This window comes from Klebsiella sp. Lac1, assembly GCF_009825425.1.
GTDB lineage: Bacteria > Pseudomonadota > Gammaproteobacteria > Enterobacterales > Enterobacteriaceae > Klebsiella > Klebsiella electrica.
In genome coordinates this window covers 62,820-89,719 of record NZ_VJZJ01000004.1, presented here as the reverse complement: position 1 = coordinate 89,719, position 26,900 = coordinate 62,820, and the positions used below count along the sequence as shown (strand labels likewise).

The 26,900-nt window shown below is 56.7% G+C and carries 25 protein-coding genes; 11 read left to right on the top strand and 14 right to left on the bottom strand.

From position 1 onward, the window contains the following. Positions 1-42: 42 nt before the first annotated feature. The 3 genes from gntT to gntX form a co-directional block, all read right to left on the bottom strand. Positions 43-1,359 (bottom strand): gluconate transporter, encoded by a 1,317-nt coding sequence (gntT, locus tag FNY10_RS22990; protein ID WP_100684449.1) that lies wholly within the window; start codon positions 1,357-1,359, stop codon positions 43-45. A gap of 348 nt (positions 1,360-1,707) precedes the next feature. Continuing rightward, complete coding sequence (nfuA, locus tag FNY10_RS22985; RefSeq protein ID WP_032690439.1) at positions 1,708-2,283, bottom strand: Fe-S biogenesis protein NfuA; 576 nt, start codon at positions 2,281-2,283, stop codon at positions 1,708-1,710. A gap of 58 nt (positions 2,284-2,341) precedes the next feature. Continuing rightward, entirely contained in the window at positions 2,342-3,016 is a 675-nt protein-coding gene (gene gntX, locus FNY10_RS22980; RefSeq protein WP_160704301.1) for a DNA utilization protein GntX, read from the bottom strand. 37 nt (positions 3,017-3,053) lie between these two features. Between gntX and bioH the strand changes: the two genes are divergently transcribed. Continuing rightward, the gene (gene bioH / locus FNY10_RS22975) at positions 3,054-3,836 is read left to right on the top strand and encodes a pimeloyl-ACP methyl ester esterase BioH (RefSeq protein ID WP_131049143.1); all 783 of its coding nucleotides are present in this window, start codon (positions 3,054-3,056) and stop codon (positions 3,834-3,836) included. Between the two features lie 109 nt (positions 3,837-3,945). After that, on the top strand, positions 3,946-4,215 hold the full coding sequence (locus tag FNY10_RS22970; RefSeq protein ID WP_100684446.1) for a YdgH/BhsA/McbA-like domain containing protein: 270 nt from the start codon (positions 3,946-3,948) through the stop codon (positions 4,213-4,215). 62 nt (positions 4,216-4,277) lie between these two features. Here FNY10_RS22970 and feoC read toward each other — a convergent pair whose 3' ends face one another. The 5 genes from feoC to greB all read right to left on the bottom strand — a co-directional run bounded on the left by feoC (position 4,278) and on the right by greB (position 10,411). After that, on the bottom strand, positions 4,278-4,514 hold the full coding sequence (feoC, locus tag FNY10_RS22965) for a [Fe-S]-dependent transcriptional repressor FeoC (protein WP_160704303.1): 237 nt from the start codon (positions 4,512-4,514) through the stop codon (positions 4,278-4,280). A gap of 9 nt (positions 4,515-4,523) precedes the next feature. Beyond that, positions 4,524-6,842, bottom strand: coding sequence for a Fe(2+) transporter permease subunit FeoB (gene feoB / locus FNY10_RS22960; RefSeq protein ID WP_160704305.1), 2,319 nt, complete (start codon positions 6,840-6,842; stop codon positions 4,524-4,526). Positions 6,843-6,871: 29 nt separating this feature from the next. Continuing rightward, complete coding sequence (gene feoA / locus FNY10_RS22955) at positions 6,872-7,099, bottom strand: ferrous iron transporter A (protein ID WP_004868486.1); 228 nt, start codon at positions 7,097-7,099, stop codon at positions 6,872-6,874. 406 nt (positions 7,100-7,505) lie between these two features. After that, positions 7,506-9,836 (bottom strand): Tex family protein, encoded by a 2,331-nt coding sequence (locus tag FNY10_RS22950; RefSeq protein WP_160704307.1) that lies wholly within the window; start codon positions 9,834-9,836, stop codon positions 7,506-7,508. A 101-nt stretch (positions 9,837-9,937) separates the two neighbouring features. After that, the gene (gene greB, locus FNY10_RS22945) at positions 9,938-10,411 is read right to left on the bottom strand and encodes a transcription elongation factor GreB (protein WP_131049140.1); all 474 of its coding nucleotides are present in this window, start codon (positions 10,409-10,411) and stop codon (positions 9,938-9,940) included. A gap of 247 nt (positions 10,412-10,658) precedes the next feature. Here greB and ompR point away from each other — a divergent pair, with 247 nt between their 5' ends. Then, entirely contained in the window at positions 10,659-11,378 is a 720-nt protein-coding gene (ompR, locus tag FNY10_RS22940; protein ID WP_001157751.1) for a two-component system response regulator OmpR, read from the top strand. After that, entirely contained in the window at positions 11,375-12,736 is a 1,362-nt protein-coding gene (gene envZ, locus FNY10_RS22935; protein WP_100684441.1) for a two-component system sensor histidine kinase EnvZ, read from the top strand. Before ompR ends, envZ begins: the two co-directional genes overlap by 4 nt. A gap of 92 nt (positions 12,737-12,828) precedes the next feature. Here the strand turns inward: envZ and pckA are convergent, their stop codons facing one another. The 5 genes from pckA to FNY10_RS22910 all read right to left on the bottom strand — a co-directional run bounded on the left by pckA (position 12,829) and on the right by FNY10_RS22910 (position 19,010). Further along, positions 12,829-14,451 (bottom strand): phosphoenolpyruvate carboxykinase (ATP), encoded by a 1,623-nt coding sequence (pckA, locus tag FNY10_RS22930; protein WP_131049139.1) that lies wholly within the window; start codon positions 14,449-14,451, stop codon positions 12,829-12,831. 363 nt (positions 14,452-14,814) lie between these two features. Continuing rightward, entirely contained in the window at positions 14,815-15,693 is an 879-nt protein-coding gene (hslO, locus tag FNY10_RS22925) for an Hsp33 family molecular chaperone HslO (RefSeq protein WP_160704309.1), read from the bottom strand. 46 nt (positions 15,694-15,739) lie between these two features. Continuing rightward, on the bottom strand, positions 15,740-16,141 hold the full coding sequence (hslR, locus tag FNY10_RS22920; RefSeq protein WP_131049138.1) for a ribosome-associated heat shock protein Hsp15: 402 nt from the start codon (positions 16,139-16,141) through the stop codon (positions 15,740-15,742). Then, the gene (gene yrfG, locus FNY10_RS22915; protein ID WP_160704311.1) at positions 16,138-16,821 is read right to left on the bottom strand and encodes a GMP/IMP nucleotidase; all 684 of its coding nucleotides are present in this window, start codon (positions 16,819-16,821) and stop codon (positions 16,138-16,140) included. The genes hslR and yrfG overlap by 4 nt, the downstream gene beginning before the upstream one ends. Positions 16,822-16,880: 59 nt before the next feature. Beyond that, positions 16,881-19,010: an intracellular growth attenuator family protein gene (locus FNY10_RS22910; RefSeq protein ID WP_160704313.1), complete on the bottom strand. Its 2,130-nt coding sequence runs from the start codon at positions 19,008-19,010 to the stop codon at positions 16,881-16,883. Between the two features lie 329 nt (positions 19,011-19,339). Here FNY10_RS22910 and nudE point away from each other — a divergent pair, with 329 nt between their 5' ends. Further along, entirely contained in the window at positions 19,340-19,900 is a 561-nt protein-coding gene (nudE, locus tag FNY10_RS22905; protein ID WP_100684435.1) for an ADP compounds hydrolase NudE, read from the top strand. 55 nt (positions 19,901-19,955) lie between these two features. On the opposite strand, the gene mrcA is transcribed toward nudE, so the two are convergent. After that, the gene (gene mrcA / locus FNY10_RS22900) at positions 19,956-22,514 is read right to left on the bottom strand and encodes a peptidoglycan glycosyltransferase/peptidoglycan DD-transpeptidase MrcA (RefSeq protein WP_160704316.1); all 2,559 of its coding nucleotides are present in this window, start codon (positions 22,512-22,514) and stop codon (positions 19,956-19,958) included. Between the two features lie 118 nt (positions 22,515-22,632). On the opposite strand from mrcA, the gene FNY10_RS22895 reads away from it, so the two are divergent. The 6 genes from FNY10_RS22895 (at position 22,633) to aroK (ending at position 26,852) form a co-directional block, all read left to right on the top strand. After that, a complete protein-coding gene (locus FNY10_RS22895) occupies positions 22,633-23,418 on the top strand; it encodes a pilus assembly protein (protein WP_160704318.1) in 786 nt (261 codons plus the stop codon). Between the two features lie 2 nt (positions 23,419-23,420). Then, positions 23,421-23,960 (top strand): PilN domain-containing protein, encoded by a 540-nt coding sequence (locus tag FNY10_RS22890; protein ID WP_160704320.1) that lies wholly within the window; start codon positions 23,421-23,423, stop codon positions 23,958-23,960. Beyond that, complete coding sequence (locus FNY10_RS22885) at positions 23,944-24,393, top strand: hypothetical protein (protein WP_100684431.1); 450 nt, start codon at positions 23,944-23,946, stop codon at positions 24,391-24,393. The genes FNY10_RS22890 and FNY10_RS22885 overlap by 17 nt, the downstream gene beginning before the upstream one ends. After that, positions 24,383-24,772, top strand: a complete 390-nt coding sequence (locus FNY10_RS22880) for a HofP DNA utilization family protein (protein ID WP_160704322.1) — start codon at positions 24,383-24,385, stop codon at positions 24,770-24,772. The genes FNY10_RS22885 and FNY10_RS22880 overlap by 11 nt, the downstream gene beginning before the upstream one ends. Then, a complete protein-coding gene (gene hofQ / locus FNY10_RS22875; RefSeq protein WP_160704324.1) occupies positions 24,711-25,949 on the top strand; it encodes a DNA uptake porin HofQ in 1,239 nt (412 codons plus the stop codon). Before FNY10_RS22880 ends, hofQ begins: the two co-directional genes overlap by 62 nt. Before the next feature lie 381 nt (positions 25,950-26,330). After that, positions 26,331-26,852, top strand: coding sequence for a shikimate kinase AroK (aroK, locus tag FNY10_RS22870; protein WP_004868452.1), 522 nt, complete (start codon positions 26,331-26,333; stop codon positions 26,850-26,852). Positions 26,853-26,900: the final 48 nt, after the last annotated feature.

Sequence of the window (26,900 nt, the reverse complement as noted above, 5' to 3'; positions counted from 1 at the left end):
GCACATGCGGACCCGGCCTTTTTTATGCGGATACCTGCTGGCTTACACCACCATCCCCAGCAGCAGACAGCCAATCAGGCCGCACACTGAGATAATGGTTTCCAGCACCGACCACGACTTAATGGTTTCTCCGATGGTCAGGTTGAAGTATTCCTTAAACAGCCAGAAGCCCGGATCGTTAACGTGAGAGAAGATAACGCTGCCGGAGCCGACGGCAATAACCATCAGTTCCGGGCTGACGCCGGTGGTGGCAATCAGCGGGGCGGCAATCCCGCCGGCGGTGATGGCGGCAACGGTCGCAGAGCCGAGCGCAATACGCAGTACCGCCGCGATAGACCAGGCCATAAACAGCGGAGACATGTTGGATTCATGCATGATAGAGGCGATGTATTTATCCATGCCGCTATCGACCAGCACCTGCTTGAAGGCGCCGCCGCCGCCGATGATCAACAGCATCATGGCGATAATTTTGATAGACGAGGTCAGCGTGTCGTTGATCTGCTCCATCGAACGCCCACGGTTCAGGCCGAAGGTGAACAGCGCGATGAGGACCGCAATCAGGGTCGCCATGACCGGGTCGCCGAAGAACTCGGCAATCGGCAGGAAGGCGTGGCCTTTCGGCAGGATCATCTCGGCAACGGCACGCATCGCCATCAGGATAACCGGTACCAGTGAGGTCCAGACGCTGACGCCAAAGCCCGGCATCTCTTCTTCGGTGAAGGTTTTCGGGTTGTGCAGCCCTTCCGGAATCGGCTTATCGATGCCTTTCAGGAAGCGGGCGAAAACCGGACCGGCAAGGATAACCGTCGGGATAGCCAGAATCGTACCGTACAGCAGGGTTTTGCCCATATCGGCGTGGAAGATAGTGGCAATCGCCGTTGGGCCCGGGTGCGGAGGCAGGAAACCGTGAGTCACGGAGAGCGCAGCCGCCATCGGCACACCGACGTACAGCAGCGGGATGCGGGCAGATGCGGCAATGGTGAACACCAGCGGCAGCATCAGCACGAAGCCCACTTCGTAGAACAGCGCGAAGCCGACGGTAAAACCGGTCAGCACGACGGCCCACTGGATATGCTTCTTACCGAACTTAGCGATTAAGGTTGTGGCAATCCGCTGAGCGCCGCCGCAATCCGCCAGCAGCTTACCGAGCATAGCGCCAAAGCCCATGATCAGCGCGAGACTGCCGAGGGTTCCCCCCACGCCGTTTTTAATGGATACGATGACTTTATCCAGAGGCATACCTTGCATAAGCCCGACGGCGAGCGCCACCAGAACCAGAGCGATGAAGCCGTTCATTTTGAAACGGATCATCAGCAGCAATAACAGGGCAACCCCGATAGCAACGATGACTAATGGCATAATTTACCTGGCCTTTCATTTGTTATGGGTAACGTCAAATTTCAATCTTCTTTCGTTTGCTCCGCCTGGGCTGGCAAACGGTACGGCGCCATAAAATCGACTATCACTCCTGTAAGAAAGGATAGCTGGCTATTTTTATAGCAGCGGTGCCTGAAAGAGATGATACGGGTAACATGTGCGGGTTGAGAATCACCCGGCGAGGTAAAATTTTAAATATGAGACTTAAGTCATACTCTTTGCCGGGCTTTTGCCGGGCGGCTCAGGGGCAAATGTTGCGCGGTAACATTGGCAGGGACAGCCCGGCAGGGTAAATGCCGCCGGGCTTAACATCGGGAAGAGGGGGCGTACTTAGTAGTAGGAGTGCTCGCCGCGCTGGTGTTCGGTCAGATCGCGCACGCCTTTCAGCTCAGGGAATTCGTTCAGCAGCTGTTTCTCGATCCCTTCTTTCAGGGTTACATCGACCATTGAGCAGCCGTTACAACCGCCGCCGAACTGCAGGATAGCCAGACCGTCTTCGGTGATTTCCATCAGCGTGACGCGTCCGCCATGGCCGGCCAGCTGCGGGTTAATCTGCGATTGCAGCAGGTATTCAACGCGTTCCATCAGCGGAGCGTCGTCGGAAACTTTGCGCATCTTGGCGTTCGGCGCTTTTAGCGTCAGCTGAGAGCCAAGCTGATCGGTGACGAAGTCAATTTCAGCGTCTTCCAGGTACGGCGCGCTGAGTTCGTCGACATACGCCGTCAGTTGCTCAAACTTCAGCGCCGTGTCGGTGTCTTCCACCGCATCCGGTGGGCAGTAGGATACGCCGCACTCAGCGTTAGGGGTGCCGGGATTAATCACAAATACGCGAATTTGTGTCCCTTCTTCCTGATTTACCAGCAATTTGGCAAAGTGCGCTTGTGCAGCATCGGAAATACGGATCATAGCGTTGGCCTAATAGTTGACTATTTTACTGGGTTATAATACGCCCATCAGCAGGGGTCTACAAGGTACGGCATATACACCATACCTGAACCGTCGCGGCGCCGTTTCGCAAAAGCAGGCGGGATATTTCAGCGACGGTGCTTCCGGTTGTGACGACATCATCCACAATGGCGATATGGAGGTCGCGTACCGATATTTCAAGCTGAAAGGCATTTTTCAGGTTCTGTTTGCGCAAGCGTGCGGAGAGGTGGTGCTGGGTCGCCGTGCGCCGGTTGCGGCGCACGGCATCATGGTGCCAGGCGCACTGCAGCCAGTGCGCCAACGGGCGGCATAGCAGGTCGCTTTGATTGAAGCCTCTCCGCCATTGACGGCGCTGCCACAGCGGGACGCTGACGAGACGGTCTGGTCGGGGATATTCTTCTCTCTGGCGAACGCGTAACAGCAGCAGACGCGCCAGCGCTGGCGCCAGTTCCGGACGACGGGAAAACTTAAGCTGATGGATCAAACCGCTCAGCGGCGGCCGGTAATCATTGACCGTCACCAGTCGGTGCCACGGCGGTGGATTCTGCAGGCAGCGACCGCAGGGAAGTTTGCCGGCCGCTGCCGGCAGGCCGCAGCGTGGGCAAAGCGCCGGGGGTTGTGTCAGAGAGGCGGCGCAGCGGGAGCAGATGCCCCAGCTGGCGATCGCCACCGGCATTTGGCATAGCCAGCATAAGCTGTGTGCTGTTAGCATATTTCACCTCGTCATAGTGGAAAGAGAACAGTAACTGATGAACGACATCTGGTGGCAAACCGTCGGTGAAGGAAATTGTCATCTTGTGCTCCTGCACGGATGGGGGCTGAATGCCAGGGTTTGGGATTGCGTGACGCCGCAACTGGCCTCGCACTTTACGCTGCATCTGGTTGACCTGCCGGGCTATGGTCGCAGCAGCGGCTTTGGCGCCCTGTCGCTGGAGGAGATGGCGCAGCAGGTTCTGAGCCAGGCCCCGAAACAGGCTATCTGGCTGGGCTGGAGCCTCGGTGGGTTGGTGGCCAGTCAGATTGCCTTGCACCACCCCGAGCGCGTACAGGCGTTGGTCACCGTGGCCTCTTCGCCCTGTTTTGGCGCCGATGGCGACTGGCCTGGAATTAAAGCGGAGGTGCTGAGTGGGTTTCAGCAGCAGTTGAGCGAAGACTTCCAGCGTACCGTGGAGCGGTTTCTGGCGCTGCAAACGATGGGGACGGAAAGCGCTCGTCAGGATGCCCGGGCGTTGAAAAGTACCGTGCTGTCGTTGCCGATGCCGTCTTCAGAGGTGTTGAACGGCGGGCTGGAGATCCTGAAAACGGCCGATTTACGCCAGCCGCTGTCCGCATTCGCGCAGCCGTTCCTGCGGCTGTATGGCCGACTGGATGGCCTGGTGCCGCGCAAAATTGTCCCGGTTCTGGATGCATTATGGCCGCAGAGTGAATCGGTGGTCTTTGACAAGGCGGCCCATGCGCCGTTCATCTCGCACCCGCAGGCGTTCTGTGAGCCTCTGGTGGCGTTGAAAAATCGCCTGCGCAATTATTTTTAGCGGGCTGTGGCAAAAATCCCGACCATAGCAATACTTAGGTTGTCGCGGGGAGAATGCGTTTCTGTCGCCCCCGTGGCCAATAAAAACAACCTTATGGAGAGTTGAGGCTATGAAAATAATGACGGGTATTGTTGCATCTCTGGTGATTGGCTCCCTGTCTTTTGGTGCGTTTGCAGCGAAAGAGATTCAAAAAGATGAAGTGGCGTCAATGAAGCTGACGAAAATCGGCAGCATTACGACTTCAAGAACGACTTCACCGATGGATGCAAAGCGCGATCTGTCGAAGAAGGCGGATGAGCTGGGCGGCAAGTACTTTGTGGTGATTGCCGGTTCGAAAAACGAGAAAACCGTTCACGCTAACGCCGACGTCTACAAATAAGCCAAAGCGGGTCTCAGGACCCGCTTTGGTTTTACGACTTAAGGGGCTTAGCCCAGGGGTTATCAGCGCAGCGCCCACCACTCTCGCAAGCAGGCTTTCCCTTCAGGGCAATGTTTGCAGCTCCCGGACAAACAGCCGTCCGCGTCTTCCGTTATGCGCACGGCTTTCCCCATGGCTTCCAGACGACTCAACATGGCATCAACCAGCGGCTGCGGAGTATGCAGGCGAGCGCTGAGCTGCGCCGCCTCCATCCGCCCCTGCAGGGCCAGCATATCGCGTACTTCAATCAACGATGCCATGATAACGCCTTAGTGACAGTCGCCCGCCGGACTCTGGCAGCAGGATGACGGCGTTTTCCGCGTAGCCAGCAGGGAGACATCAACCCGGCTACGGGCCCGGCGTAACAGGCCAAAGACCACGATATTAAACAGCACCACCAACAGAATACACACCAGGCTGTAGCGCGGATGCTGGCTGAAACTCACGGTCTGGTAGTACAGCGTGGAGAGCGAGTAGGCGATGTTCAGTCCCCACAGGATGGAGAATGACATCCAGCCGCGGCTGGATTCGCGAGCGATGGCCCCCATCACCGAGATGCACGGAATATAGAGCAGAACGAAAATCAGGTAACTGTAGGCGGCCGCCGCGCTGCCGAATTTGCTGCCCATGACGCCCATCGCGCCGGTTCCCATTTCACCATCGCCTTTGCTGGCTTCGATAGGGTTAGCCAGGACACTCAGGCTGAAGGTGTTTTTCAGGCTCTGCCAGGTTTCGTCCAGCGCGGCCAGCAGTTCGTCGCCGAGGTGGAATTCCTGCGGATTAAACGCTTCATTCTGAATATCTTCGGCGGTGTAAAGCGTGTTCAGCGTCCCGACGACCACCTCTTTCGCCATGGCGCCGGTAAACAGCCCGACGGTGGCCTGCCAGTTATCTTCATGCACGCCAATCGGTTTAAAAACCGGCGTGATAATACGGCTGACGGAGGCCAGCGCCGAATCGTTAATGTTATCCACCAGCTTACCGTTGAGCGAGAAGCTGTTCAGGGCGCTAAGAAAAATACTGACGATGACGATAACTTTACCCGCGCGCAGCACAAAGCCTTTCAGCCGCTGCCAGGTCTGGATGACCAGGCTTTTGATATGCGGGACGTGGTAGACCGGCAGCTCCATCACGAACGGCGATGCTTCGCCGCGCATAATGGTGTGTTTGAGCATCAGGCCGGTCAGGATAGCCATCACGATCCCGAGCAGATACAGCGAGAAGACCGCCAGCGCGCCGTTTTGACCAAAGAACGCGGCGGCGAATACGGCGAAGATCGCCAGGCGCGCGCCGCAGGACATAAACGGCGCCATCATGATGGTCATCAGGCGTTCGCGCGGCGCATCCAGCGTGCGCGCCCCCATGACCGACGGTACGTTGCAGCCGAAGCCGACAATCAGCGGAACGAAGGATTTCCCCGGCAGCCCCAGCGCCTGCATCAAGCGGTCCATGACGAAGGCCGCTCGCGCCATATAGCCGGAATCCTCAAGGAAGGAGAGGAACAGATACATCATGCCGATTTGCGGTACCAGCGGCAGCACGGTGTTGATACCGCCGCCCAGCCCCTGGGCAAGGAAAACGGTTAGCCAGTCCGGGAAATGCAGGGTATAGCCCAGCCACTGAATACCGTGAATAAAGATAGCCACGGAACCGGCGTCAAAGATGGGCTGTAACGCGCCGCCGATGTTGATCGCCAGCAGAAACATCAGGTACATGACAAATAAGAAGATGGGCAGTCCCAGCATGCGGCTGAGGATGATTTTGTCCATCGCGGTGGTGAAACGGCTCGGCTCAGCGGTGAGCGTGTTGCTGACGGCATCGCAGATGGCGGCAATGCTCTGATAGCGGGCATCCGCGATATGCAGCGCCGGATCGTCAATGTCCGCGCGCAGATTCGCCAGGGCATCATCGAGCTTATGCGCAGCGTTCCCGGCATACTCGCGGCTGTAAATATCACCCTCCAGCATTTGCAGACCCAGCCAGCAGCGTTGACGCTGGGGGATCTCCGGCACCATCTCCTGAGCCAGCTTTTCGGCTTCGCGCAGCAGCGGCTGCGGGTAGTGCACCAGTTCAAGCGACGTATTTTGCTGGTGGCGATCGATGGCCATTTTTAAAGCTTCGATACCGCGTCCGCGAGTCGAGACCAGCGGAATCACCGGGCAACCCAGTCTGGCCGCCAGCGCGTCAACGTCGATGCGGATTTTTTGCTTCTCGGCAATATCCAGCATATTCAAGGCAACGATGCAGGGGATGCCCAGCTCCAGTAATTGCAGTGTCAGATAGAGGTTGCGTTCCAGATTTGAAGCGTCGACCACGTTAATCAGCATGTCGGCATCGCCGCTGAGGATATAGTGGCAGGCGATCTGCTCATCTAAAGAGGTCTGTGAAGAGATAGTCGTCAGCGAATAGGTGCCGGGCAGGTCCACCAGCGTGACCTGGTGGTCGGTGGTGGTAAAGGCCCCTTCTTTGCGCTCGACGGTGACCCCGGCCCAGTTGCCGACGCGCTGACGGGCACCGGTAAGCTGATTAAATAATGTTGTTTTACCGGAGTTCGGATTACCAATTAAACCAAGAGTTAACTTTTTCATATTTCAGACTCTGAGTACCGGATCAGGTGTTATTGTGCGACCGCTTCCAGTTCTATTAAATCGAGATCTTTTTTGCGTAATACCAGGCTTACGCGCCGGGTTTCGATATGTACGGGATCGCCGAGCGGCGCGACGCGGACCACATTAAAAGAGGATCCTGGCAGCATGCCAAGAGACAACAGTTTCTGACGATAAGCCGGACTAATATCGCGAGAGAAACCCGTGATTTTCCACGCACTATCAGGAGTGAATTGCATAGGGCCTACCTGTAATCGCTAACTGAATGAGAGTTTTCCGTGTGCGCTCATCGCACAGCACCGGAGAGCATAGCCAACGGAGAAAAACAGAAACTTACTGCAAATGATGATAATGATAATGGTTTTTATCATCAATACATAAATGGCTTAATAAGCACCATTTGCCGGAAATATGCTGCTTCTTTGATATGGCGCAAGGTCTGCGCTGTAGCGCTAAATAAGGGGAATATTTATTTTGTCATCTAATGTTTAATTAAGGTTTCATTGGTTAATAAAATGAAACCTTGGGAATTAACTTATTTACCCGCCTTTATTCGCCGCCGCTAAGCGGTTTTGCAGTAACCCTCTATTGGGTCAGAGAAAGGGTCGGGAAAAATGGCCCCTGCAATGAGGGGCCGGGGAGGGATTAGCGTTTTTTACCCATGGCCGCTGCCAGTGCGTCCATCATGGCGCTGTTGCCACCTGACTGCACCTCGCGACCGCGCGGTTTCGCCGCTTTTGCTGCCGGACGAGCGCCCTGCGCACGATCGTTACCGCCGCCGCGTCGTGCGTTGCTCTCGCCCGGCTGCTCGTCCAGACGCATGGTCAGCGCGATACGTTTACGCGGCAGGTCGACCTCCATCACTTTAACCTGCACGATATCGCCAGCTTTGACGACGGTATGCGGATCGTCGACGAATTTATTTGACAGCGACGAAATATGCACCAGGCCATCCTGGTGCACGCCGATGTCGACAAAGGCGCCAAAGTTAGTGACGTTGGTGACCGCACCTTCAAGGATCATGCCCGGCAGCAGGTCGTTCATGGTTTCCACGCCATCGGCGAACTTCGCGGTTTTAAATTCCGGACGCGGGTCGCGGCCGGGTTTTTCCAGCTCTTTGATAATGTCGGTGACGGTTGGCACACCGAATTTTTCATCGGTGAAGTCGGCCGCTTTCAGATTGCGTAACTCGCTGCTGTTGCCCATCAGATCGCTTAACGCCTGCCGGGTGGCGGCCAGAATGCGCTCAACGATCGGGTAGGCTTCCGGGTGAACGGTGGAAGCATCGAGCGGGTTGTCGCCGTGGTTGATGCGCAGGAACCCGGCGCACTGCTCGAAGGCTTTGGGACCAAGGCGGCTGACTTTCAGCAACTGCTGGCGGTTCTGGAACTGGCCGTTCTCATCGCGCCAGGCGACGATATTCTGCGCCATCATCCGCGTCAGGCCCGCTACGCGGGTGAGCAGCGGCACGGAAGCGGTGTTCAGATCCACGCCGACGGCGTTAACACAGTCTTCGACCACCGCATCCAGCTTGCGCGCCAGCTGCGACTGGCTGACGTCGTGCTGGTACTGGCCCACGCCGATGGATTTCGGATCGATTTTCACCAGCTCGGCCAGCGGATCCTGCAGACGGCGGGCGATTGAAACGGCGCCGCGCAGAGAAACATCGAGGTCCGGGAACTCCAGGGCCGCCAGTTCGGAAGCCGAGTAGACGGAAGCCCCGGCTTCGCTGACGATGACTTTCTGCGCGGTGACTTTCGGGAACTGCTGCTGCACATCGAGGAAGAAGCGTTCGGTTTCGCGGGAGGCGGTGCCGTTGCCGATAGCGACCAGCTCAACGTTGTGCTTCTCACACAGCGCGGCGACGACAACCGCTGCCCTGGCGGTCTGCCCGGTGTGCGGATAGATGGTATCGGTGGCGACCAGTTTGCCGGTGCCATCTACCACGGCGACTTTTACGCCGGTACGCAGACCCGGGTCGAGGCCCATGGTGGCGCGCAGCCCGGCGGGGGCGGCCATCAGCAGATCGTGCAGGTTACGGGCAAACACGTTGATGGCTTCATCTTCCGCGCGTTCGCGCACGGTGCCCATTAGCTCGGTTTCCAGATGCATCAGCACCTTAATGCGCCATGTCCAGCTGACAACCCCTTTACGCCAGCTGTCGGCTGCGGCGTTGTTCAGCCGTAAACCGAGATGGTCGATAATAATCTGTTCGCAATGGCTCTCTTTCGGCGGCTCGTCAAACTGCGGATCGGCATTCAGGGCCAGCTGCAGGATGCCTTCGTTACGACCGCGGAACATGGCGAGCGCGCGATGCGACGGGACGGTAGCGACAGGTTCATGGTGATCGAAGTAGTCGCGGAATTTTGCCCCTTCCTCTTCTTTCCCGCTCACCACCGTGGCCACCAGATGCGCATTCTTCCACAGGTAGTCACGCACCTTCGCCAGCAGCGCAGCATCTTCAGCAAAACGCTCCATCAGGATATAACGCGCGCCATCCAGTGCGGCTTTGGTATCGGCGACGCCTTTATCGGCAGCGACAAACTTCGCGGCTTCTGTTTCCGGGTCGTGGGACGGTTCGTTCCACAGCAGGTCCGCCAGCGGCTCCAGCCCGGCTTCAATGGCGATTTGCCCACGGGTGCGGCGCTTCGGTTTATAGGGCAGGTACAGGTCTTCGAGTTCGGTTTTGCTCAGCGTAGTGCTAATCGCCTTTTCCAACGCCTCGGTCAGCTTACCCTGTTCGCCGATCGATTTGAGGATCGATTGACGGCGGTCTTCCAGTTCACGCAGATAGCCGAGCCGGGTTTCCAGATTACGCAACTGCGTGTCATCCAGACCGCCGGTGACCTCTTTACGATAGCGTGCGATAAACGGCACGGTGTTCCCTTCATCAAGCAGGCGAACGGCAGCTTCTACCTGTTCAGACCTGGCCTGAAGTTCACCCGCAATAATGCGGCAGAGCGAATCATTCATCATGTCTATTTCATCTTGTGGGTCGAAAATCAGGGGATAGTTATACGGACTGACACGGCAAAATGCCAGTCGCTGCATCAGGCTCTCAGATTGTTCCGGGCGCGTTATTTCACATATTCGATATTGTTGACATACCAGCTGGCTTCGCCGGCGGGCGTGTTGACCACCGCCAGGTCGCCGACCTCTTTTTTCAGCAGCGCGCGGGCCATCGGCGAGTCGATAGAGATGTAGTCTTTGCGTCCGAAAATTTCATCATAACCGACGATGCGAAAGCGCTTGATGTCGCCATCATCGTTTTCGATTTCAACCCACGCGCCGAAAAACACTTTGCCCTCCTGCTGCGGGGAGTAATCGACGATCTTCAGATGTTCCAGACATTTGGTGAGATAGCGTACCCGGCGGTCGATTTCGCGCAGACGCTTTTTGTTGTACTGGTAATCGGCATTTTCGCTACGGTCGCCCAGGCTTGCCGCCCAGGTCACTTTTTTGGTGACCTCCGGACGCTCTTCACGCCACAAATAGTCCATTTCTTTTTTAAGTTTTTCATACCCTTCACGGGTGATCAGCGGCGTCTTCATTTATCGTTCTACCTTCTGATTGTCGGACACTGTGTGCGACGATGTGCGGTTGCGCACAATTCGCAGTGCGTAATAATACCGACAGGATAAATAATGTGTCTTATGATTAAATGTATACTTAAGCTGCTGTTAAATATGCTTTGTAACAATTTAGCCCGGAATATATACCAGATTTAGCTGGTCGGCGACCCGGGCTTTTTTGAGAATACGCACTGACCATTGCAGTGAACCTTTGGGAGTATAAACAATGCAAGAGAATTATAAGATTCTGGTTGTCGACGACGACATGCGCCTGCGCGCGCTGCTCGAACGTTATCTGACCGAGCAAGGCTTCCAGGTTCGAAGCGTCGCCAACGCTGAACAAATGGATCGCCTGTTGACTCGTGAGTCCTTCCACCTGATGGTGCTGGATTTGATGCTGCCGGGCGAAGATGGCCTCTCCATTTGTCGTCGTCTGCGTAGCCAAAGCAACCCGATGCCGATCATCATGGTCACGGCGAAAGGGGAAGAGGTTGACCGTATCGTCGGCCTCGAAATCGGTGCGGACGACTATATTCCAAAACCGTTCAACCCGCGTGAGCTGCTGGCCCGTATCCGCGCCGTGCTGCGTCGTCAGGCCAATGAGCTGCCGGGCGCGCCATCGCAGGAAGAGGCGGTTATCGCCTTTGGTAAATTCAAGCTCAATCTCGGCACCCGTGAGATGTTCCGTGAAGATGAGCCGATGCCGCTGACCAGCGGTGAATTTGCGGTACTGAAAGCGCTGGTGAGTCATCCGCGTGAGCCGCTCTCCCGTGACAAGCTGATGAATCTTGCTCGCGGTCGCGAATACTCGGCGATGGAGCGTTCCATCGATGTACAAATCTCCCGTCTGCGCCGCATGGTCGAAGAGGATCCGGCACATCCGCGTTACATCCAGACCGTGTGGGGGCTTGGCTACGTCTTCGTACCGGACGGCTCTAAGGCATGAAACGCGTGCGCTTTTCGCCGCGAAGCTCGTTTGCTCGCACCCTGTTGTTGATTGTCACCTTGCTGTTTGTCAGCCTGGTGACGACCTACCTGGTGGTGCTGAATTTTGCGATTCTACCGAGCCTCCAGCAGTTTAATAAGGTGCTGGCATACGAAGTGCGTATGCTGATGACCGATAAACTGCAGCTGGAGGATGGCACCCAGCTGGTGGTGCCGCCGGCGTTTCGCCGCGAAATTTATCGCGAGCTGGGCATTTCGCTCTATTCCAATGAAGCGGCGGAAGACGCGGGTTTGCGCTGGGCGCAGCATTATGAGTTTTTAAGTCAGCAGATGGCGCACCAGCTGGGTGGGCCAACCGAAGTGCGGGTCGAGGTCAACAAAAGCTCCCCCGTGGTGTGGTTGAAAACCTGGCTGTCGCCCAATATCTGGGTGCGCGTACCGCTGACGGAAATCCATCAGGGCGACTTCTCGCCGCTGTTCCGCTATACCCTGGCGATTATGCTGCTGGCGATTGGCGGCGCCTGGCTGTTTATCCGTATTCAGAACCGGCCGCTGGTCGATCTTGAACATGCGGCGCTGCAGGTCGGGCGCGGCATTATTCCGCCGCCGCTGCGGGAATACGGCGCATCCGAAGTCCGTTCGGTCACCCGGGCCTTTAACCACATGGCCGCTGGCGTAAAACAGCTGGCGGACGATCGTACGCTGTTAATGGCCGGCGTCAGCCACGATCTGCGCACGCCGCTGACGCGTATTCGCCTGGCGACAGAGATGATGGGGGAAGAGGACGGTTACCTTGCCGAGTCGATCAACAAAGACATCGAAGAGTGTAACGCCATCATCGAGCAGTTTATTGATTACCTGCGCACGGGCCAGGAGATGCCGATGGAGCTGGCGGACCTGAACGCCGTGCTGGGCGAGGTTATCGCGGCGGAAAGCGGTTACGAACGCGAAATTGCGACGGACCTGCAGGCCGGCGAGATTCCGCTGCGCATTCATCCGCTGTCTATCAAGCGTGCGCTGGCCAATATGCTGGTTAACGCCGCGCGTTACGGCAACGGCTGGATTAAGGTCAGCAGCGGTAGCGAAGCGAGCAGCGCCTGGTTCCAGGTTGAGGACGATGGCCCGGGGATTAAGCCGGAACAACGCGAGCATCTGTTCCAGCCGTTCGTTCGTGGCGATAGCGCCCGCAGCACCAGCGGTACCGGGCTGGGACTGGCGATTGTGCAACGTATTATCGATAACCATAACGGTCGCCTGGAGATTGGCTCCAGCGAGCGGGGCGGGCTGTTGATTCGCGCCTGGCTGCCGGTGCCGGTTCAACGAGCGTTAATGCCAACGAAGCAGAGCAAAGAGAGCTAAGCGGCCGCCTGAATCGCGCGAGTCGGCGCGAGAGGATAAAAAAGCCGGGCATTGCCCGGCTTGTTCTTTATGGCTACACGATGGCTACACGGTTAGCGTTTCGGACCGGCAGCGACCAGCGCGGCGCCCGCTGGCGTATCGGTGTACTTCTCGAAGTTCTCTACAAACAGCTTCGCCAGCTGCCCGGCTTTCTCCTGCCACTGCTCTGGCGAACCGTAGGTGTTGCGCGGGTCGAGGATGTGCGTATCGACACCAGGCAGCGAGGTTGGGATCTGCAAATCGAACATCGGCAGGGTGAAGGTTTCGGCATTGTCCAGCGACCCGTCGAGAATGGCGTCGATAATGGCGCGGGTATCTTTAATTGAGATACGTTTGCCGGTGCCGTTCCAGCCGGTGTTGACCAGATAAGCCTGTGCCCCGGATGCCTGCATGCGTTTTACCAGAACTTCCGCATACTGCGTCGGGTGCAGCGACAGGAACGCGGCGCCGAAGCAGGCGGAGAAGGTTGGCGTCGGTTCAGTGACGCCACGCTCGGTACCGGCCAGCTTAGCGGTAAAGCCAGAAAGGAAGTGATACTGGGTCTGGTCTGCCGTCAGGCGCGATACCGGCGGTAGCACGCCGAAAGCATCCGCGGTCAGGAAGATAACTTTGGTGGCATGGCCCGCTTTCGAGACAGGCTTAACGATGTTCTCGATATGATCGATCGGGTAGGAGACACGGGTGTTCTCGGTTTTCGAACCGTCGTCGAAATCAATCGTGCCGTCCGCGCGAACCACCACGTTTTCCAGCAGCGCATCACGGCGAATCGCGTGATAGATATCTGGCTCTGCGGCTTCGGAGAGTTTAATGGTCTTGGCATAGCAGCCGCCTTCGAAGTTGAAGACGCCATCGTCATCCCAGCCGTGTTCGTCATCGCCGATCAGACGGCGTTTCGGATCGGTGGAGAGAGTGGTTTTACCGGTGCCGGAGAGGCCAAAGAAGACCGCCACGTCGCCTTTCTCACCCACGTTAGCGGAACAGTGCATCGATGCGATGCCCTGCAGCGGCAGCAGGTAGTTCATGATAGAGAACATCCCTTTCTTCATTTCGCCGCCGTACCAGGTGCCGCCAATCAGCTGGATTCGCTCGGTCAGGTTGAAGGCAACGAAGTTTTCAGAGTTGAGACCCTGTTCCTTCCACTGCGGGTTGGTGCATTTGGCGCCGTTCATCACGATGAAATCCGGCTTAAAGTTGGCCAGTTCTTCATCGTTCGGGCGAATAAACATGTTCTTGACGAAGTGTGCCTGCCAGGCCACTTCGGTAATGAAGCGTACGCTCAGACGCGTGTCGGCATTGGCGCCGCAGAACGCATCAACGATGAACAGACGTTTGTTGGAAAGCTGATGAGTGACCAGATCTTTCAGGTGCTGCCAGGTTTCCTGAGAGAGCGGTTTATTGTCGTTTTTACCGTTGCCTTTATCAGACCACCACACGGTATCGCGGGTTGTATCGTCACGAACGATATATTTATCTTTCGGCGAACGACCGGTAAAAATACCGGTATCGACGGCGATCGCGCCCAGATCGGTGAGTACGCCACGCTCATACCCTTCCAGAGTGGGATCGAGTTCTTCTTGATACAACGTATCGTAATCAGGGTTGTGGACGATATCCTGAACGTCATTGATACCATAAGCCTTGAGATCCTGCGGGGTTAAACCATTATTAACGCGCATGTCACTGCTCCTTAGCCAATAATATATACTGCTTCAAATTGTAGGGGTTCTTTCGGGGTATAGACCGCGACCAGGCTCATAGATTTACGTATCTCGACAAACGCCTTACTTACGAAAAACACGGTGACTCCTGTCACGAAACGTGCGTGATTATCTCAGGAAATTGGTCGTTGGTGGGGATGGATGTTTCTTATTGGTTAAAAAGTAATTAAAAAAACTGCCGAATTGTGAATGTAATCGCTTTCTGGAAAGAAAATTACGTAACTCTTTCAGTGAAAATCGATTCATCACGCGAGGAAATGGTTGACAACAGGCGCGGCGGAGGCGGAAAACCTCCGCCGCGAGCTTTGGCGGGCAGGATTATCAGTGAACCTGCGGGTCGGCCGGAGACGCGTTATTGCGAATCTCGGCGATATCCATGGCGTTGAAGAGGTAATGATTGCCGCAGTAATCGCAGTGCATATCAATTTCACCTTCGTCAGCGAGAATGCTGTCGATCTCTTCATCCGGCAGCGTTTTCAGCGCACCGGCGCAGCGTTCGCGGGAACAGGTACATTTAAATTCCACATTCTGCGGATCGTACACGGTCACTTCTTCTTCGTGATACAGGCGCCACAGGACGTCAGTCGCTGAGAGGGTAAACAGTTCCTCGGCTTTGATCGTCTCAGTCAGCGTTGCCAGATGGTCGAAATCATTGGTCTGCGTCTCTTGCGCCGGCATGACCTGAAGCAGCATGCCGCCCGCCATCAGCTTCCCTTCATGTTCGCCGGTGCGAATGATAAGGCGCGTTGGCAACTGTTCTGAGCGCTGGAAATAATCTTCCAGGCAAGCCGCCAGGGTGTCACCTTCCAGACCGACCACGCCCTGATAGCGCTCGCCTTCATGCGGAGAGATGGTGATGACCAGATACCCGTTACCGACCAGCGTTTTCAGGTCCGCATCTTGCGGAATGTCGCCCTGAGTCCGCGCTACGCCGCGCAGCTGCTGCTGATTCGTGCCGTTAATAACCGCCAGAGACAGAGGACCATCGCCCTGCAGCTGCACGGTGATATCGCCGGCAAACTTCAGCGTTGCGGTCAGCAGGCTGGTGGCAACGAGCAGCTCTGCCAGCACGGTTTTGACCGGCTGCGGGTAGCTGTGGTTCGCCAGAATCTGTTCCAGGGTTTCCGAGACGGTCACCAGTTCACCGCGTACGGCATAGTTTTCAAACAGATAACGATGTAATTGATCGTGTTGAGTCATAATGGTCTCTCTTGCTGGCAACAGCGGTGCCTACAGGTATAGGCGATTACTCACTGTCGCCGTGTTTAAATCTCATCAGGTCGCGGCGTTCTTTCTTGTCCGGACGTCTGTCGGGATGCGGCATGGTTAGCGCGTTCATTTTGCGCGCCAGCGCCATTTTCTCGCGTTTCTCGATGCTTTCTGCCGTCTCTTCATACAGCGTGACGGCTTCACTGGCAGGTCGGCGCTGTTCCGTTATCCCTTTGACCAGCAGGATACGTTCGTCGTTGCCCTGGCGTAGCGTCAGGGTGGCGCCCAGCTCAACGACTTTCCCCGGCTTGCTGCGTTGTCCGTTGTAATGCACCTTGCCGCCTTCAATCATCTCGCGCGCCAGCGCGCGGGTTTTATAAATGCGGGCTGCCCAAAGCCACTTGTCCAGTCTGACGGCTTCGACGGGCTTCTCTTTCATGGCCTCTCCTGTGGGGTCAGCGAAGGGATCAGGCGCCGGTAGTCGTTCAGTCCCGGGTGGCGGGCATAGCTTTTTTCCGCCAGTCCGGAATCCGGATTCGTGACGCCCAGGCAGTAGCGAATACCAAACTGCGCCGCGGCATCGAGAATCGCCTCGCTATCGTCAACAAAGAGCGTTTTGCGCGCATCGAAGCCGGTCTCTTCCGCTACCGCACGCCACAGACGCTGATCTTCTTTCGGATAACCAAATGTGTGGGTAGAAAGTAATAAATCAAGGTGTGCGTCGAGACCGGTATGTTCAAGCTTTACCGCCAGATTATGCGGATGGGCGTTGGTCAGCAGGATGCGCCGCTTGCCGCTGGCCTTGAGCGCATCAAGGAACGGGACGGTATCTTCACGCAGTGCGGCTCTTGGCCCCTGCTCGCTGGTCATCGCACGAATATCCAAATTCAGGCGCTCGCTCCAGTAGTCCAGACAGTACCAGTTTAGCGTATGCTGCACCGCGTGATACTCCTGGCGCATCTCCTCTTTGGCCTCCGACAGGTTAAGCCCACGTGCCGCCCCCCAGGTTTCAGGAACCAGCTTTTGCCAAAAATAGTTGTCGAAGGCGAGGTCAAGCAGCGTGCCATCCATATCCAGCAGAACGGTATCAACCTCCTGCCAGGCGATATCAAAATGCATGGTGAGTCTCCAGCGAGGGGAAATGCGCGACAGGGTATCACACCCCGCCGCGCAGAGAGTTACTCTTGATGTTCCGGCGAGGGGATGAGTACCGGATTCAGGCAGCTTTGGTAGTATTTCTGTATCTCTTCCATTCGCTGGCGATGACGCTGGTAGCGACGAATCGTCAGGACCCCGTGCCAGGACATGCAGCCCAGCATGGCCAGCAGAAGCAGCGTCGTGCCCAGATAGCGCCACAGGCCTGAACGGTCTGGAATGCGATGCAGGTTAATGTGCCGCGTGCCATTGGCATCGGTATAGAGACTGGTCACAATCCCCTCGGCGTGGAACGGCGTATGCATCAGCATTCGGGCCAGCCGCTGCAGTTCGCCCCACTGTTCCGGCGCCGGATAGTCATACAAGCTGGTGGTCGGCCACGGCTGACTCACCAGCTCGCTGCCTTCATCACTGACAATCAGGAAACCGCCGGGAGCCGGACTGTTAAGGGCCTGCGCCGCGCGTGAGGTTTCACGAATGACAAATGGCGCCGTTGAAGTGGTCACCAGATTTTCCAGCGATTCAGCGCTTACCGGGCGCAGCAGAACGTTGACGCCATCCAGCTTGCCCGAGTTGGCGCGTTTGGTCAGCGTTTCCCAGTTCCGCGTATTACCGAGGTTAACCAGCGCGTTTTTCAAACGGGTACAGTCATCTTTTGCCGCACACAGATTGTTGGTTTTAATGACGATATCGCCAAAATCATCCAGCAGCACCATCCCGGATTGCTGAATCGCCGAGCGCAGCGTGGGGCTGACGCGCGAATCATCGTCCGGATCGGGATGGAGCTGACGCTGCACGGATTGCATCAGCGCCGTGGCTTTGCTGACGACGTCGGACTCCGGGAGCGGCAGGGGAGGCGCGTCATTCCAGATGATCTGCGAGCAATCAAACGGCATAAACGGCGAGTTCTCTTTCGCCGTCCAGCTATCCGGCGAGTGGATATTGCAGGTTCCGGTACCTTGCAATCGCAGCGTATCGCCAATACGCACCTGCGACTTCTCCAGTTGGGCGACGGTCGTCGCTTCCACGGTTTGCGCCCCTTTCAACCAGGAAAGCGTAAACTTAAACGGCATATTCAACGGCACGCTGGCCCACAGCATCACGACCACCAGCAGCGCGCCGATGGCGATAATGGCGCTACGCAGCCAGTACTGCAGCGGGAAGTGTTTCACTTCATCGTGCAGCGACAGGAAGCGCCCCTGGCGCACGACGTGGCGGCTGAGATAGATATCGATATCCGTCTGCTGGCCGAGATCCTGGGCAATCCACGGCTGCCAGTGGCGCGGATAGATCAGATCGATAATCCCCAGGGAGATATTATTGATCTGCTCCTGGTCATTCTCGCCAAACAGACCCCAGCGTTTGGGCATCCCGCGCAGGCAGTGGATCTCCCGGAGCGACGTTTTACGCGGCGGCGCATAGATCCCCCACAGGCCCGCCGCCAGTAACAGCAGCCCGCCGACCAGTAGCCACGGGGTAAAAACATAGGGGCTTATCAGGCTGAAGTAAAACAGCAGGAACGAGGTGACGATAAAGATAGCCTCACGCAGCCCATCCGGGCGGCTCAGCGCGTGCTCCTCCGGCGTTTCCTGGCGAATGCTCAACAGCTCTATCTGCTCGCTCTCTTCCCCGCGGATTGACGCCTGGGTTGACGATGTCCGTTCAAGGGCGTAACTGCGGCTCTCCTGCGGGTAGTCGCTGAGCGCGTGGCCATTGAGCGCAATGACCAGCGGCAGGCTGTCGGTAGGAATCAGCTCAACGCTATTTTCATCATTGATATGCTGCTCTAAGAAGGGAGGGAGATGCACCTCCACCGAGTCGAGGAAGTAGCGCCATTTGTTCGGGTCATCAGTGGTAATGCCATAGCGCGTAATGGCGCGGGTCACCGTGAAGACGGTATCGCTCTGTTGGGTGAGAGACAGTACGGCAGGGGCAACGCTTGCCCCCGACGCCGGCATTTGACGGGCGTGGTTGAGTCCTTCAAGGTACTTTTCCACCGCGCGGCGTTCTGGCTCAGAAAGCGTGCGGGTGACGGCATCGCTAAAGGCATGCAGGAGGGGGAGGCGGCGACGCCTGGCATGCGATCGATACCACCACCCGATAAGCAATGCGCAGATTAGCAGAGCTGTGAAAGAAATCAGAAAGGTGCCCATGCCCATCCCATCGTAGTTATTCTTTTCTTACAGGTGTCTTTAGTTGCTTAACACTTTGCGTGAACCTGCAGGGTGCTCTCGGCAGATATCGTATGTATACGGGAAAATTTATTGTGCGATACAGCAGCATACAAGCTTATCAAAATCGTGAAAATTCAGGAATCAGTAAATTCTCAAAAACATTTCAACCTATTGACTTTTTTATCTTTCTGATTCCCGGATTTTGGGAGCAGAAGTTGCAACTATGTAAATAAGTGGCGAATTGAATTGCCGAAACCGTGCTGCGTATCGCACAATGACTCCTGGAATCACAGCATAGATCGATAACAATGAGCAAATCATTACAAAAACCCACCATTCTCAATGTTGAAACAGTAGCGCGTTCGCGTCTTTTTAACGTTGAAAGCGTGGACCTCGAGTTCAGCAACGGCGTGCGTCGCGTTTATGAACGCATGCGCCCTTCGACGCGTGAAGCCGTGATGATTGTACCGATTGTTGATGACCATCTCATTCTGATCCGTGAATATGCCGTTGGCACCGAATCTTATGAACTGGGGTTTTCTAAAGGGCTGATTGATCCGGGTGAAACCGTCATGGAAGCCGCGAACCGTGAGCTGAAAGAAGAGGTGGGTTTCGGCGCTAATAAGCTGACGTTCCTGAAAAAACTGAGCATGGCACCGTCCTATTTCTCCAGCCAGATGAATATTCTGGTGGCAGAAGATCTGTACCCGGAATCGCTGCCCGGCGATGAGCCGGAACCTTTACCGCAGGTACGCTGGCCGCTGTCGCAGCTGATGACGCTGCTCGATGATGAAGATTTTAACGAAGCGCGCAACGTCAGCGCCCTGTTTTTGGTCCGTGAGTGGCTACGGGCTCAGGGACGCCTGTAGACGTCCGGCCTGCAAACAAGAAACAGAAAAAAAGCGCCCGCAGGCGCTTTTTTTGTCAGAACAGTTCGTGGGTTTCCCCGCCGCCGTCGGTGATCGTGGTCCCCACCTCATGCACCGCCTGATGGGTCGGCTGTGTGCCATCAATGAAGTATTCGGCGCGGCTGTTGCCGCCGCTCGCCAGCTGGCCGGTGCTGCGGTCGATATTGACCGTGACCACGCCAGGCGGCGGGGTTAATGGCTCTTCAGGTACGCCTTCCAGTACGCGTTTCATAAAGTCATCCCAGGCTGGCTGGGCGCTTTTGGCTCCCCCCTCATAGCCGGAGATCTGATCTTTAATCGCGCCGGATGCGGTGGTCCGCCCCAGATCGCGGCGGTGATCGTCAAATCCAATCCATACCGACGTCACCACGCCCGGACCGTAGCCGGAGAACCACGCATCTTTTGAGCTGTTGGTGGTCCCCGTTTTACCGCCGATATCGTGGCGCTGCAGATCGCGACCGGCGCGCCAGCCGGTCCCCATCCAGCCCGGTTCGCCGAAGATGTTACTGTTCAGGGCGCTCTTAATCAGGAATGACAGTGGTGTGCTGATCACATGCGGCGCGTATTCCGCAGAACCGGTTTGCGCAACCAGTGCCTGGTTAACCTGTTCAAGCTCTGGCTGCGGCGACACCGCGGCGTTCTGCGGTGTTGCAGAGGTCGCGACATCTTCGACATCTTTATTTTCCAGCACGTCGGATTTCGGCGTCTCGCCGTAAATAACCGGCAGGTTGCACTGCGGACAGGCAACTTTAGGCCGCTCTTCAAAGATCACGCCGCCCTGATCGGTCTCGATTTTGCTGATAAAGAATGGCGTTATCAGGAAGCCGCCGTTGGCCATCACCGAATAACCACGCGCAACCTGCATCGGCGTAAAGGATGCCGATCCCAGCGCCAGCGACTCGGTATGCACGATATTTTGCGCCGGGAAACCGAAACGCTGTAGATATTCCGCCGCGTAATCCACGCCCATGGCGCGCATGGCGCGAACCATCACCACGTTCTTCGACTCTCCCAGCCCCTGACGCAAGCGAATAGGGCCAGCGTACTGCGGCGGGGAGTTTTTCGGCTGCCAGTCGGAACCTGCACCGGCGTCCCAACGAGAAATCGGCACATCGTTAAGCATACTGGCCAGCGTCAGACCTTTATCCATCGCCGCGGTGTAGAGGAACGGCTTAATGTTTGAGCCCACCTGGCGCAGGGCCTGGGTTGCGCGGTTGAATTTACTTTGATTGAAGTCGAACCCGCCGACCAGCGCGATAATGGCGCCATTCTGCGGGTTAATCGAAACCAGCGCCGAGTTCACATCCGGTACCTGCGACAACCACCAGCCGTCGCCGACCTGGCGGACCCAAATTTGCTGCCCGGACTGCAGGACATCGGTGACCTTGCGCGGAGTCGCCCCTTGCTGGGTATCGGAGATAAAACGACGCGCCCAGCGGACGCCCTGCATATTCAGGGTGACCGACGTTCCATTACTTAATAACGCGTGCGCTTCCTGTGGATTTGCCGAGGTAATCACCGCCGGAGCAAGCGGCCCGTAGCCGGGCTGGTTTTTCAGCGAGGCGATGATTTTCGCCTGATCCCAGGGCGCTTCACCCTCTTTCCACAGCACGTTGGCCGGACCGCGGTAGCCATGGCGCATATCGTAATCCAGCACGTTATTGCGCACGGCCTGCTGAGCAGACTGCTGATTTTTACGCGTGATGGTGGTGTAAACGCGGTAGCCATCTTCATACGCCTGCTCGCCATAACGGTTGACCATCTCCTGGCGGACCATCTCACTGAGATACGGCGCGGAGAAGGCGATTTCCGGTGCGTGGTAGCGGGCGTCAATGGCTTCGCTGCGCGCCTGATCGTATTGCGTCTGCGTGATATAGCCTTCGTTCAGCATACGTGCCAGAACAACGTTACGACGCGCGGTCGCGCGGTCTATGGAATAGAGCGGGTTAAACGTCGAGGGTGCTTTAGGCAGCCCGGCGATAACGGCCATTTCGCTCAGGCTAAGCTGGTCGATGGATTTACCAAAGTAAACCTGCGCCGCCGCGCCGACGCCATAGGCGCGGTAGCCGAGATAGATTTTATTCAGATACAGCTCAAGGATTTCGTCTTTATTCAGCAACTGCTCGATGCGAATCGCCAGGAAGGCTTCTTTAATCTTACGCATCAGCGTCTTCTCTGGGCTCAGGAAGAAGTTACGCGCTAACTGCTGGGTAATCGTACTGGCGCCCTGTGAGGCATGGCCTGAGAACATAGCGACGCTGGCTGCACGGAAAATACCGACCGGATCGACGCCGTGATGTTCATAGAAGCGACTATCTTCGGTGGCAATAAACGCTTTAATCAGCTCGGGCGGCATGTTTTGCAGCGTGACGGGAATACGGCGTTTCTCGCCATACTGCGCAATAAGCTCGCCATCCGCGCTATAGACCTGCATCGGGATCTGCAAACGCACATCCTTCAAGGTCGCAACGTCAGGGAGTTGCGGCTCAATATATTTGTAGAGGCCAAAAACCGAGCCTGCTCCCAGCAGTACGCAACAGACTGCAAGGATCAATAGATACTTTACGAACTTCACCGGAGATTTCCCATTAAGTTTAATTTGGGCAGTTTATAAACAAACGCGCGGTAGTATAAAGGCAAGCCTGGTGCATTGATAGAGTCGAGCCGTAATGGCGGACAAGGAGATCGTAAGCATGGCTTTCAGCAACTGGCGAATCGGGATGCATATTCAGCAGGACGCGATAGTGCTGGTCGCACTGCGCTACGCGCGTTCCCGTTGGGCGTTATGCCGCTGGTGGGATATCGAACTGGCGCCCGGCATCGTGCGTCATGGCATAGTGGTTGACGTGGTTGCGCTGGCCGAACGGTTGCAGAACTGGCGGCGGGAGCTGCCTTTGCAGCATCAGGTCAGCATTGCGTTTCCGGCCAGCCGAACGCTACAAAAACAGCTACCGCGTCCGCAGCTGTCTCTCAGCGACAGGGAGCGGGCAACCTGGATAGCCAGCGTGATGGCGCAACAGCTGGAGATGCCCGCTGCCTCACTATGCGTCGATTATTGCGCCGCGCCGGCAAAGAACGAGTGGCGGGTGACGGCGGCGCAGCGCCTGGATATCGACGTGCTACGCCAGCTCGCCGCCCGCCTGAAACTGCGCATCGCGGGAATTGTACCGGACGCCAGCGCGCTGGCGGCATTTCTCCCCTGGCTACCCTCCGGTTCGCAAGGCCTGGCATGGCGCCACGATCCTCATTGGCTGTGGGCAACGCGGGAGGGCTGGGGCAGTTTGCCGTGCGCTGAAGCCTCTTCTTTTTCACAACTCTCCCTGCTGATCGATGGTCAATCACTCCAGCACTGCGCCACCCGTACTGACGATGAGACCTCTTTTGACCCCTGGCGCGTGATTGATCGCCTGCAGCCTCCGTTGCCGGACTGCGGAGAGCGCTATGCCGTGGCGATTGGGCTGGCGTTAGGGGGGCGGTAACGATGACGATGGCGGTGAATTTTTTGCCATGGCGTGAAGCGCGTCGCCGCCAGCGGCTGCGTGTCACGCTGCTGTACGCGGCGGGGTTGCTATTGATCTTACTGACGGTTGCCCAGGTTCACCGGGCAGAACGTCATGCGGTTGAGGCGCTGGCTGCGGTGAGAGCCGCGGCTGAAAACCAGCTCAGTTCCGCGCTCCGGCAACGCGAAAACAGCATGCTGGAGCGGCAGCAGCAAGTACAGCGGCAGCGCCTGCGACAGCAAAGACGGGCATTAACCGAGGCCTGGCAACCCCGATTGCGGGCAATCGCCGCGCAGTTACCGGAGCAGGCCTGGTTAACCCGGCTGGAATACCAGCGCGATACCCTGATGTTAAGCGGTCTGGCGCTGAATCTTAACGCCGTGGCGGGGCTGGAAAAAGCGCTGAACGCGGTTGCCGGGTTCAAACCAGCCAGAGCCGGTGAAACGCGCCGCGGTGAACAGGGGCGCTGGCAGTTTCGCTTTTCTCTGAGCGGAGAGCACGCTGATGCAGGCACTTATTGAACGTGGAATGACGGCATTTTTTTCTCTGCGTGGCGGGTGGCTCGCGCTGCCGATTGTTCTGGGGCTGGTCGCGGTAATTTTTTTGCGGCTGCCAGCTTCGCCTCCACCGCCAGAAACCGACGGACATCTCCGTCTGCGCCAGCAGTGGCTTCGCTTAATGCCGCTGCGAACCGCCTTGCAAAATATCCCCCCGGATGAGCGAAAGCGATTGCTGTTCTCCCCGATTGCACTGCCGGTATCAGGTGCCATGCTGGTGACCTGGCGCCCGTTGGGGCGCGGTGGTGAGCTGCTGCTGGAGGCCAGCTGGCAGGCGGTCCCAGCGCTGTTTTCCTGGCTGGCGGAGTGTGGGATGCGCGTAACGGGTTTTTCGCTGCGACCGGAAAAAGAGGCGCTCCTGATGACGCTGCAGCTGGAGGCCGAAGATGTCGAGTAAGGGCGGGCGTCTGCTGTGGCTGCTTGCGCTCCCGCTTCCATTGTTGGCCGACGAGCGCGATCCGTTTCTGCCTGCGGAGGATCGCTGCCAGACGGCACAGCTGGCGCAATGGCGCTATGGTGGCGCGGTCGGTCATCCGCACTATTGGGTGGGCTATTTACTGGACCATCGCAGCCAATGGCGCCGGGTGCGACAAGATGACGTTTTGCCGGGGGGCTGGCGAATCCGTGTGCTGACGGCGGAGCGGGTTGAAATAACAACAGGGCCTGGATGCGAACCCGCGCATTGGGCATGGCTGCGCGAAAAAGGAGTAAAACATGATGCGATGGATAAGCCTGCTGTTTCTGCTGCTGCCAGCGATAGCGACGGCAAAAAATGAGAACCCCGTGTCGCTGGTGGTTGATGATGTGCCGGTTGCCCAGGTGCTGCAAACGCTGGCCGGGATGCAGCAAAAAAATCTGGTCGTGGCGCCTGACGTCAGCGGTACGGTGTCGCTTCATCTGAAAAACGTGCCCTGGCAGCAGGCATTGCGCGCGGTGACTGATAGCGCCGGGCTGATATCTAACCAGCAGGGCACGGTACTGTATGTGCATACTCTGGCCTGGCAAAATACGCGGCAGGCGCAACAAGAGGCGGCGCGCGCGAAGCAATTGCAGAACCTGCCTTTGCAGAGGCAGAGCGTGGTGCTGCAGCATGCCGATGCGAGCGAGCTGGTAAAGGCTGGGGATAAATTGCTCAGCGCACGGGGAAGCCTGACGGTGGATAAACGCACCAATCGCCTGTTCATTTACGACGATGCTTCACATCTGTCGGCGCTGGTGGCGTGGGCTCAGGAGATGGATCTGCCGGTCGGTCAGGTCGAGCTGGCGGCACATATCGTCTCGATGAGTGAAACCAGCCTGCGTGAGCTGGGGGTGAAATGGAGCATGGCCGAAGCCAGCAGCGCGCCGGGTTCCGGTAAGCTGACGACCTTAAGCAGCCATCAGGCGATGAACGACGCCAGCACCCGCGTGGGGTTTAATATCGGCCGCCTGAGCGGGCGATTGCTGGAGCTGGAGCTTTCGGCGCTGGAACAAAAACAGCAGGTGGAAATTATCGCCAGCCCGCGTTTGCTGGCCTCTCATATGCAACCCGCCAGCATCAAACAGGGGAGTGAAATCCCCTATCAGGTCTCCAGCGGGGAAAGCGGCGCCACGGCGATTGAGTTTAAAGAGGCGGTACTGGGAATGGAGGTCACGCCAACGGTTCTGCAACAGAATCGCGTGCGCCTGAAACTGCGCATTACGGAGAATACGCCGGGCCAGGTTCTGAAACAGGAAAATGGCGAAGCGTTGGCTATCGATAAACAGGAAATTGAGACCCAGGTTGAAGTGAAAAGCGGCGAAACGCTGGCTCTGGGCGGAATATTTTCGCAAAAAAAGAAATCTGCCCGCGACAGCGTTCCGCTACTGGGTGATATCCCGCTGCTCGGTCAGCTGTTTCGTCGTGACGGTAAAGATAACGAACGGCGTGAACTGGTTGTCTTCATTACTCCACGAATTCTGGCAGTGCATTAAGCGGTTTTTCTTGCTAAACACGTTTCAGGTGTTTGACGTGAGGACGGATTTAGCATACAAGGGGTACCGATTTGAGAGTCGGGTTCGGCATCAATCCTCCCTTTTTGTCCGGTGATTTATCCACAAGATCATTCAGGATGCGTCGAGGCTACCCCCAGAAACATAGATAACTATGCAGCTGGAGGCGGATAAGTGCAGCCGACGGCGAGGTAGTTTGAATAATGACGAGTATATTCAGTTGCCAAACCTGCCTGAGTATTGAGATAATTTTTAGTCTGACTCTCGCTCTATTGCATATGAGGTTTCAGTTCATGTCCTGCTGCGCTGGGTATTCGCGAAGCGGGTTTACCATTAACGAATAGTCTTAGTAGTACCGAAAAAATGGCAGAGAAACGCAATATCTTTCTGGTTGGGCCTATGGGTGCCGGCAAAAGCACTATTGGGCGCCAGTTAGCCCAACAGCTCAATATGGAATTTTACGATTCTGATCAAGAGATTGAGAAACGCACTGGCGCAGATGTGGGCTGGGTTTTCGATGTCGAAGGTGAAGACGGCTTCCGCGACCGTGAAGAGAAGATCATCAATGAGTTGACGGAAAAACAGGGAATCGTGCTGGCGACTGGCGGCGGCTCTGTGAAATCCCGTGAAACGCGTAACCGTCTCTCCGCCCGCGGCGTGGTGGTGTACCTGGAAACCACGATCGAAAAGCAGCTTGCCCGTACGCAGCGTGATAAAAAGCGTCCTCTATTACAAGTTGAAGCGCCGCCTCGCGAAGTTCTTGAAGCGTTGGCCGACGAACGCAACCCACTGTATGAAGAGATTGCTGACGTCACTATCCGTACCGACGATCAGAGCGCAAAAGTAGTGGCAAACCAGATTATTCATATGCTGGAAAGCAATTGATTCTGGCTTAATAAAGAGCGTCAGAGTAAAAGCAACTGAGGTGGACGT

Excerpts from the sequence above, each read along its gene's own strand:
- envZ (WP_100684441.1), top strand. The coding sequence starts at position 11,375 with ATGAAACGCGTGCGCTTTTCGCCGCGAAGCTCGTTTGCTCGCACCCTG.
- feoC (WP_160704303.1), bottom strand. The coding sequence starts at position 4,514 with ATGGCATCGTTGATTGAAGTACGCGATATGCTGGCCCTGCAGGGGCGG.
- gntX (WP_160704301.1), bottom strand. The coding sequence starts at position 3,016 with ATGCTAACAGCACACAGCTTATGCTGGCTATGCCAAATGCCGGTGGCG.
- FNY10_RS22880 (WP_160704322.1), top strand. The coding sequence starts at position 24,383 with ATGTCGAGTAAGGGCGGGCGTCTGCTGTGGCTGCTTGCGCTCCCGCTT.
- aroK (WP_004868452.1), top strand. The coding sequence starts at position 26,331 with ATGGCAGAGAAACGCAATATCTTTCTGGTTGGGCCTATGGGTGCCGGC.
- FNY10_RS22910 (WP_160704313.1), bottom strand. The coding sequence starts at position 19,010 with ATGGGCACCTTTCTGATTTCTTTCACAGCTCTGCTAATCTGCGCATTG.
- FNY10_RS22950 (WP_160704307.1), bottom strand. The coding sequence starts at position 9,836 with ATGATGAATGATTCGCTCTGCCGCATTATTGCGGGTGAACTTCAGGCC.
- feoB (WP_160704305.1), bottom strand. The coding sequence starts at position 6,842 with ATGAAAAAGTTAACTCTTGGTTTAATTGGTAATCCGAACTCCGGTAAA.
- yrfG (WP_160704311.1), bottom strand. The coding sequence starts at position 16,821 with ATGCATTTTGATATCGCCTGGCAGGAGGTTGATACCGTTCTGCTGGAT.
- nudE (WP_100684435.1), top strand. The coding sequence starts at position 19,340 with ATGAGCAAATCATTACAAAAACCCACCATTCTCAATGTTGAAACAGTA.
- FNY10_RS22885 (WP_100684431.1), top strand. The coding sequence starts at position 23,944 with ATGCAGGCACTTATTGAACGTGGAATGACGGCATTTTTTTCTCTGCGT.
- FNY10_RS22890 (WP_160704320.1), top strand. The coding sequence starts at position 23,421 with ATGACGATGGCGGTGAATTTTTTGCCATGGCGTGAAGCGCGTCGCCGC.
- pckA (WP_131049139.1), bottom strand. The coding sequence starts at position 14,451 with ATGCGCGTTAATAATGGTTTAACCCCGCAGGATCTCAAGGCTTATGGT.
- FNY10_RS22895 (WP_160704318.1), top strand. The coding sequence starts at position 22,633 with ATGGCTTTCAGCAACTGGCGAATCGGGATGCATATTCAGCAGGACGCG.
- feoA (WP_004868486.1), bottom strand. The coding sequence starts at position 7,099 with ATGCAATTCACTCCTGATAGTGCGTGGAAAATCACGGGTTTCTCTCGC.
- bioH (WP_131049143.1), top strand. The coding sequence starts at position 3,054 with ATGAACGACATCTGGTGGCAAACCGTCGGTGAAGGAAATTGTCATCTT.
- nfuA (WP_032690439.1), bottom strand. The coding sequence starts at position 2,283 with ATGATCCGTATTTCCGATGCTGCACAAGCGCACTTTGCCAAATTGCTG.
- hslR (WP_131049138.1), bottom strand. The coding sequence starts at position 16,141 with ATGAAAGAGAAGCCCGTCGAAGCCGTCAGACTGGACAAGTGGCTTTGG.
- FNY10_RS22970 (WP_100684446.1), top strand. The coding sequence starts at position 3,946 with ATGAAAATAATGACGGGTATTGTTGCATCTCTGGTGATTGGCTCCCTG.
- ompR (WP_001157751.1), top strand. The coding sequence starts at position 10,659 with ATGCAAGAGAATTATAAGATTCTGGTTGTCGACGACGACATGCGCCTG.
- hofQ (WP_160704324.1), top strand. The coding sequence starts at position 24,711 with ATGATGCGATGGATAAGCCTGCTGTTTCTGCTGCTGCCAGCGATAGCG.
- hslO (WP_160704309.1), bottom strand. The coding sequence starts at position 15,693 with ATGACTCAACACGATCAATTACATCGTTATCTGTTTGAAAACTATGCC.
- greB (WP_131049140.1), bottom strand. The coding sequence starts at position 10,411 with ATGAAGACGCCGCTGATCACCCGTGAAGGGTATGAAAAACTTAAAAAA.
- gntT (WP_100684449.1), bottom strand. The coding sequence starts at position 1,359 with ATGCCATTAGTCATCGTTGCTATCGGGGTTGCCCTGTTATTGCTGCTG.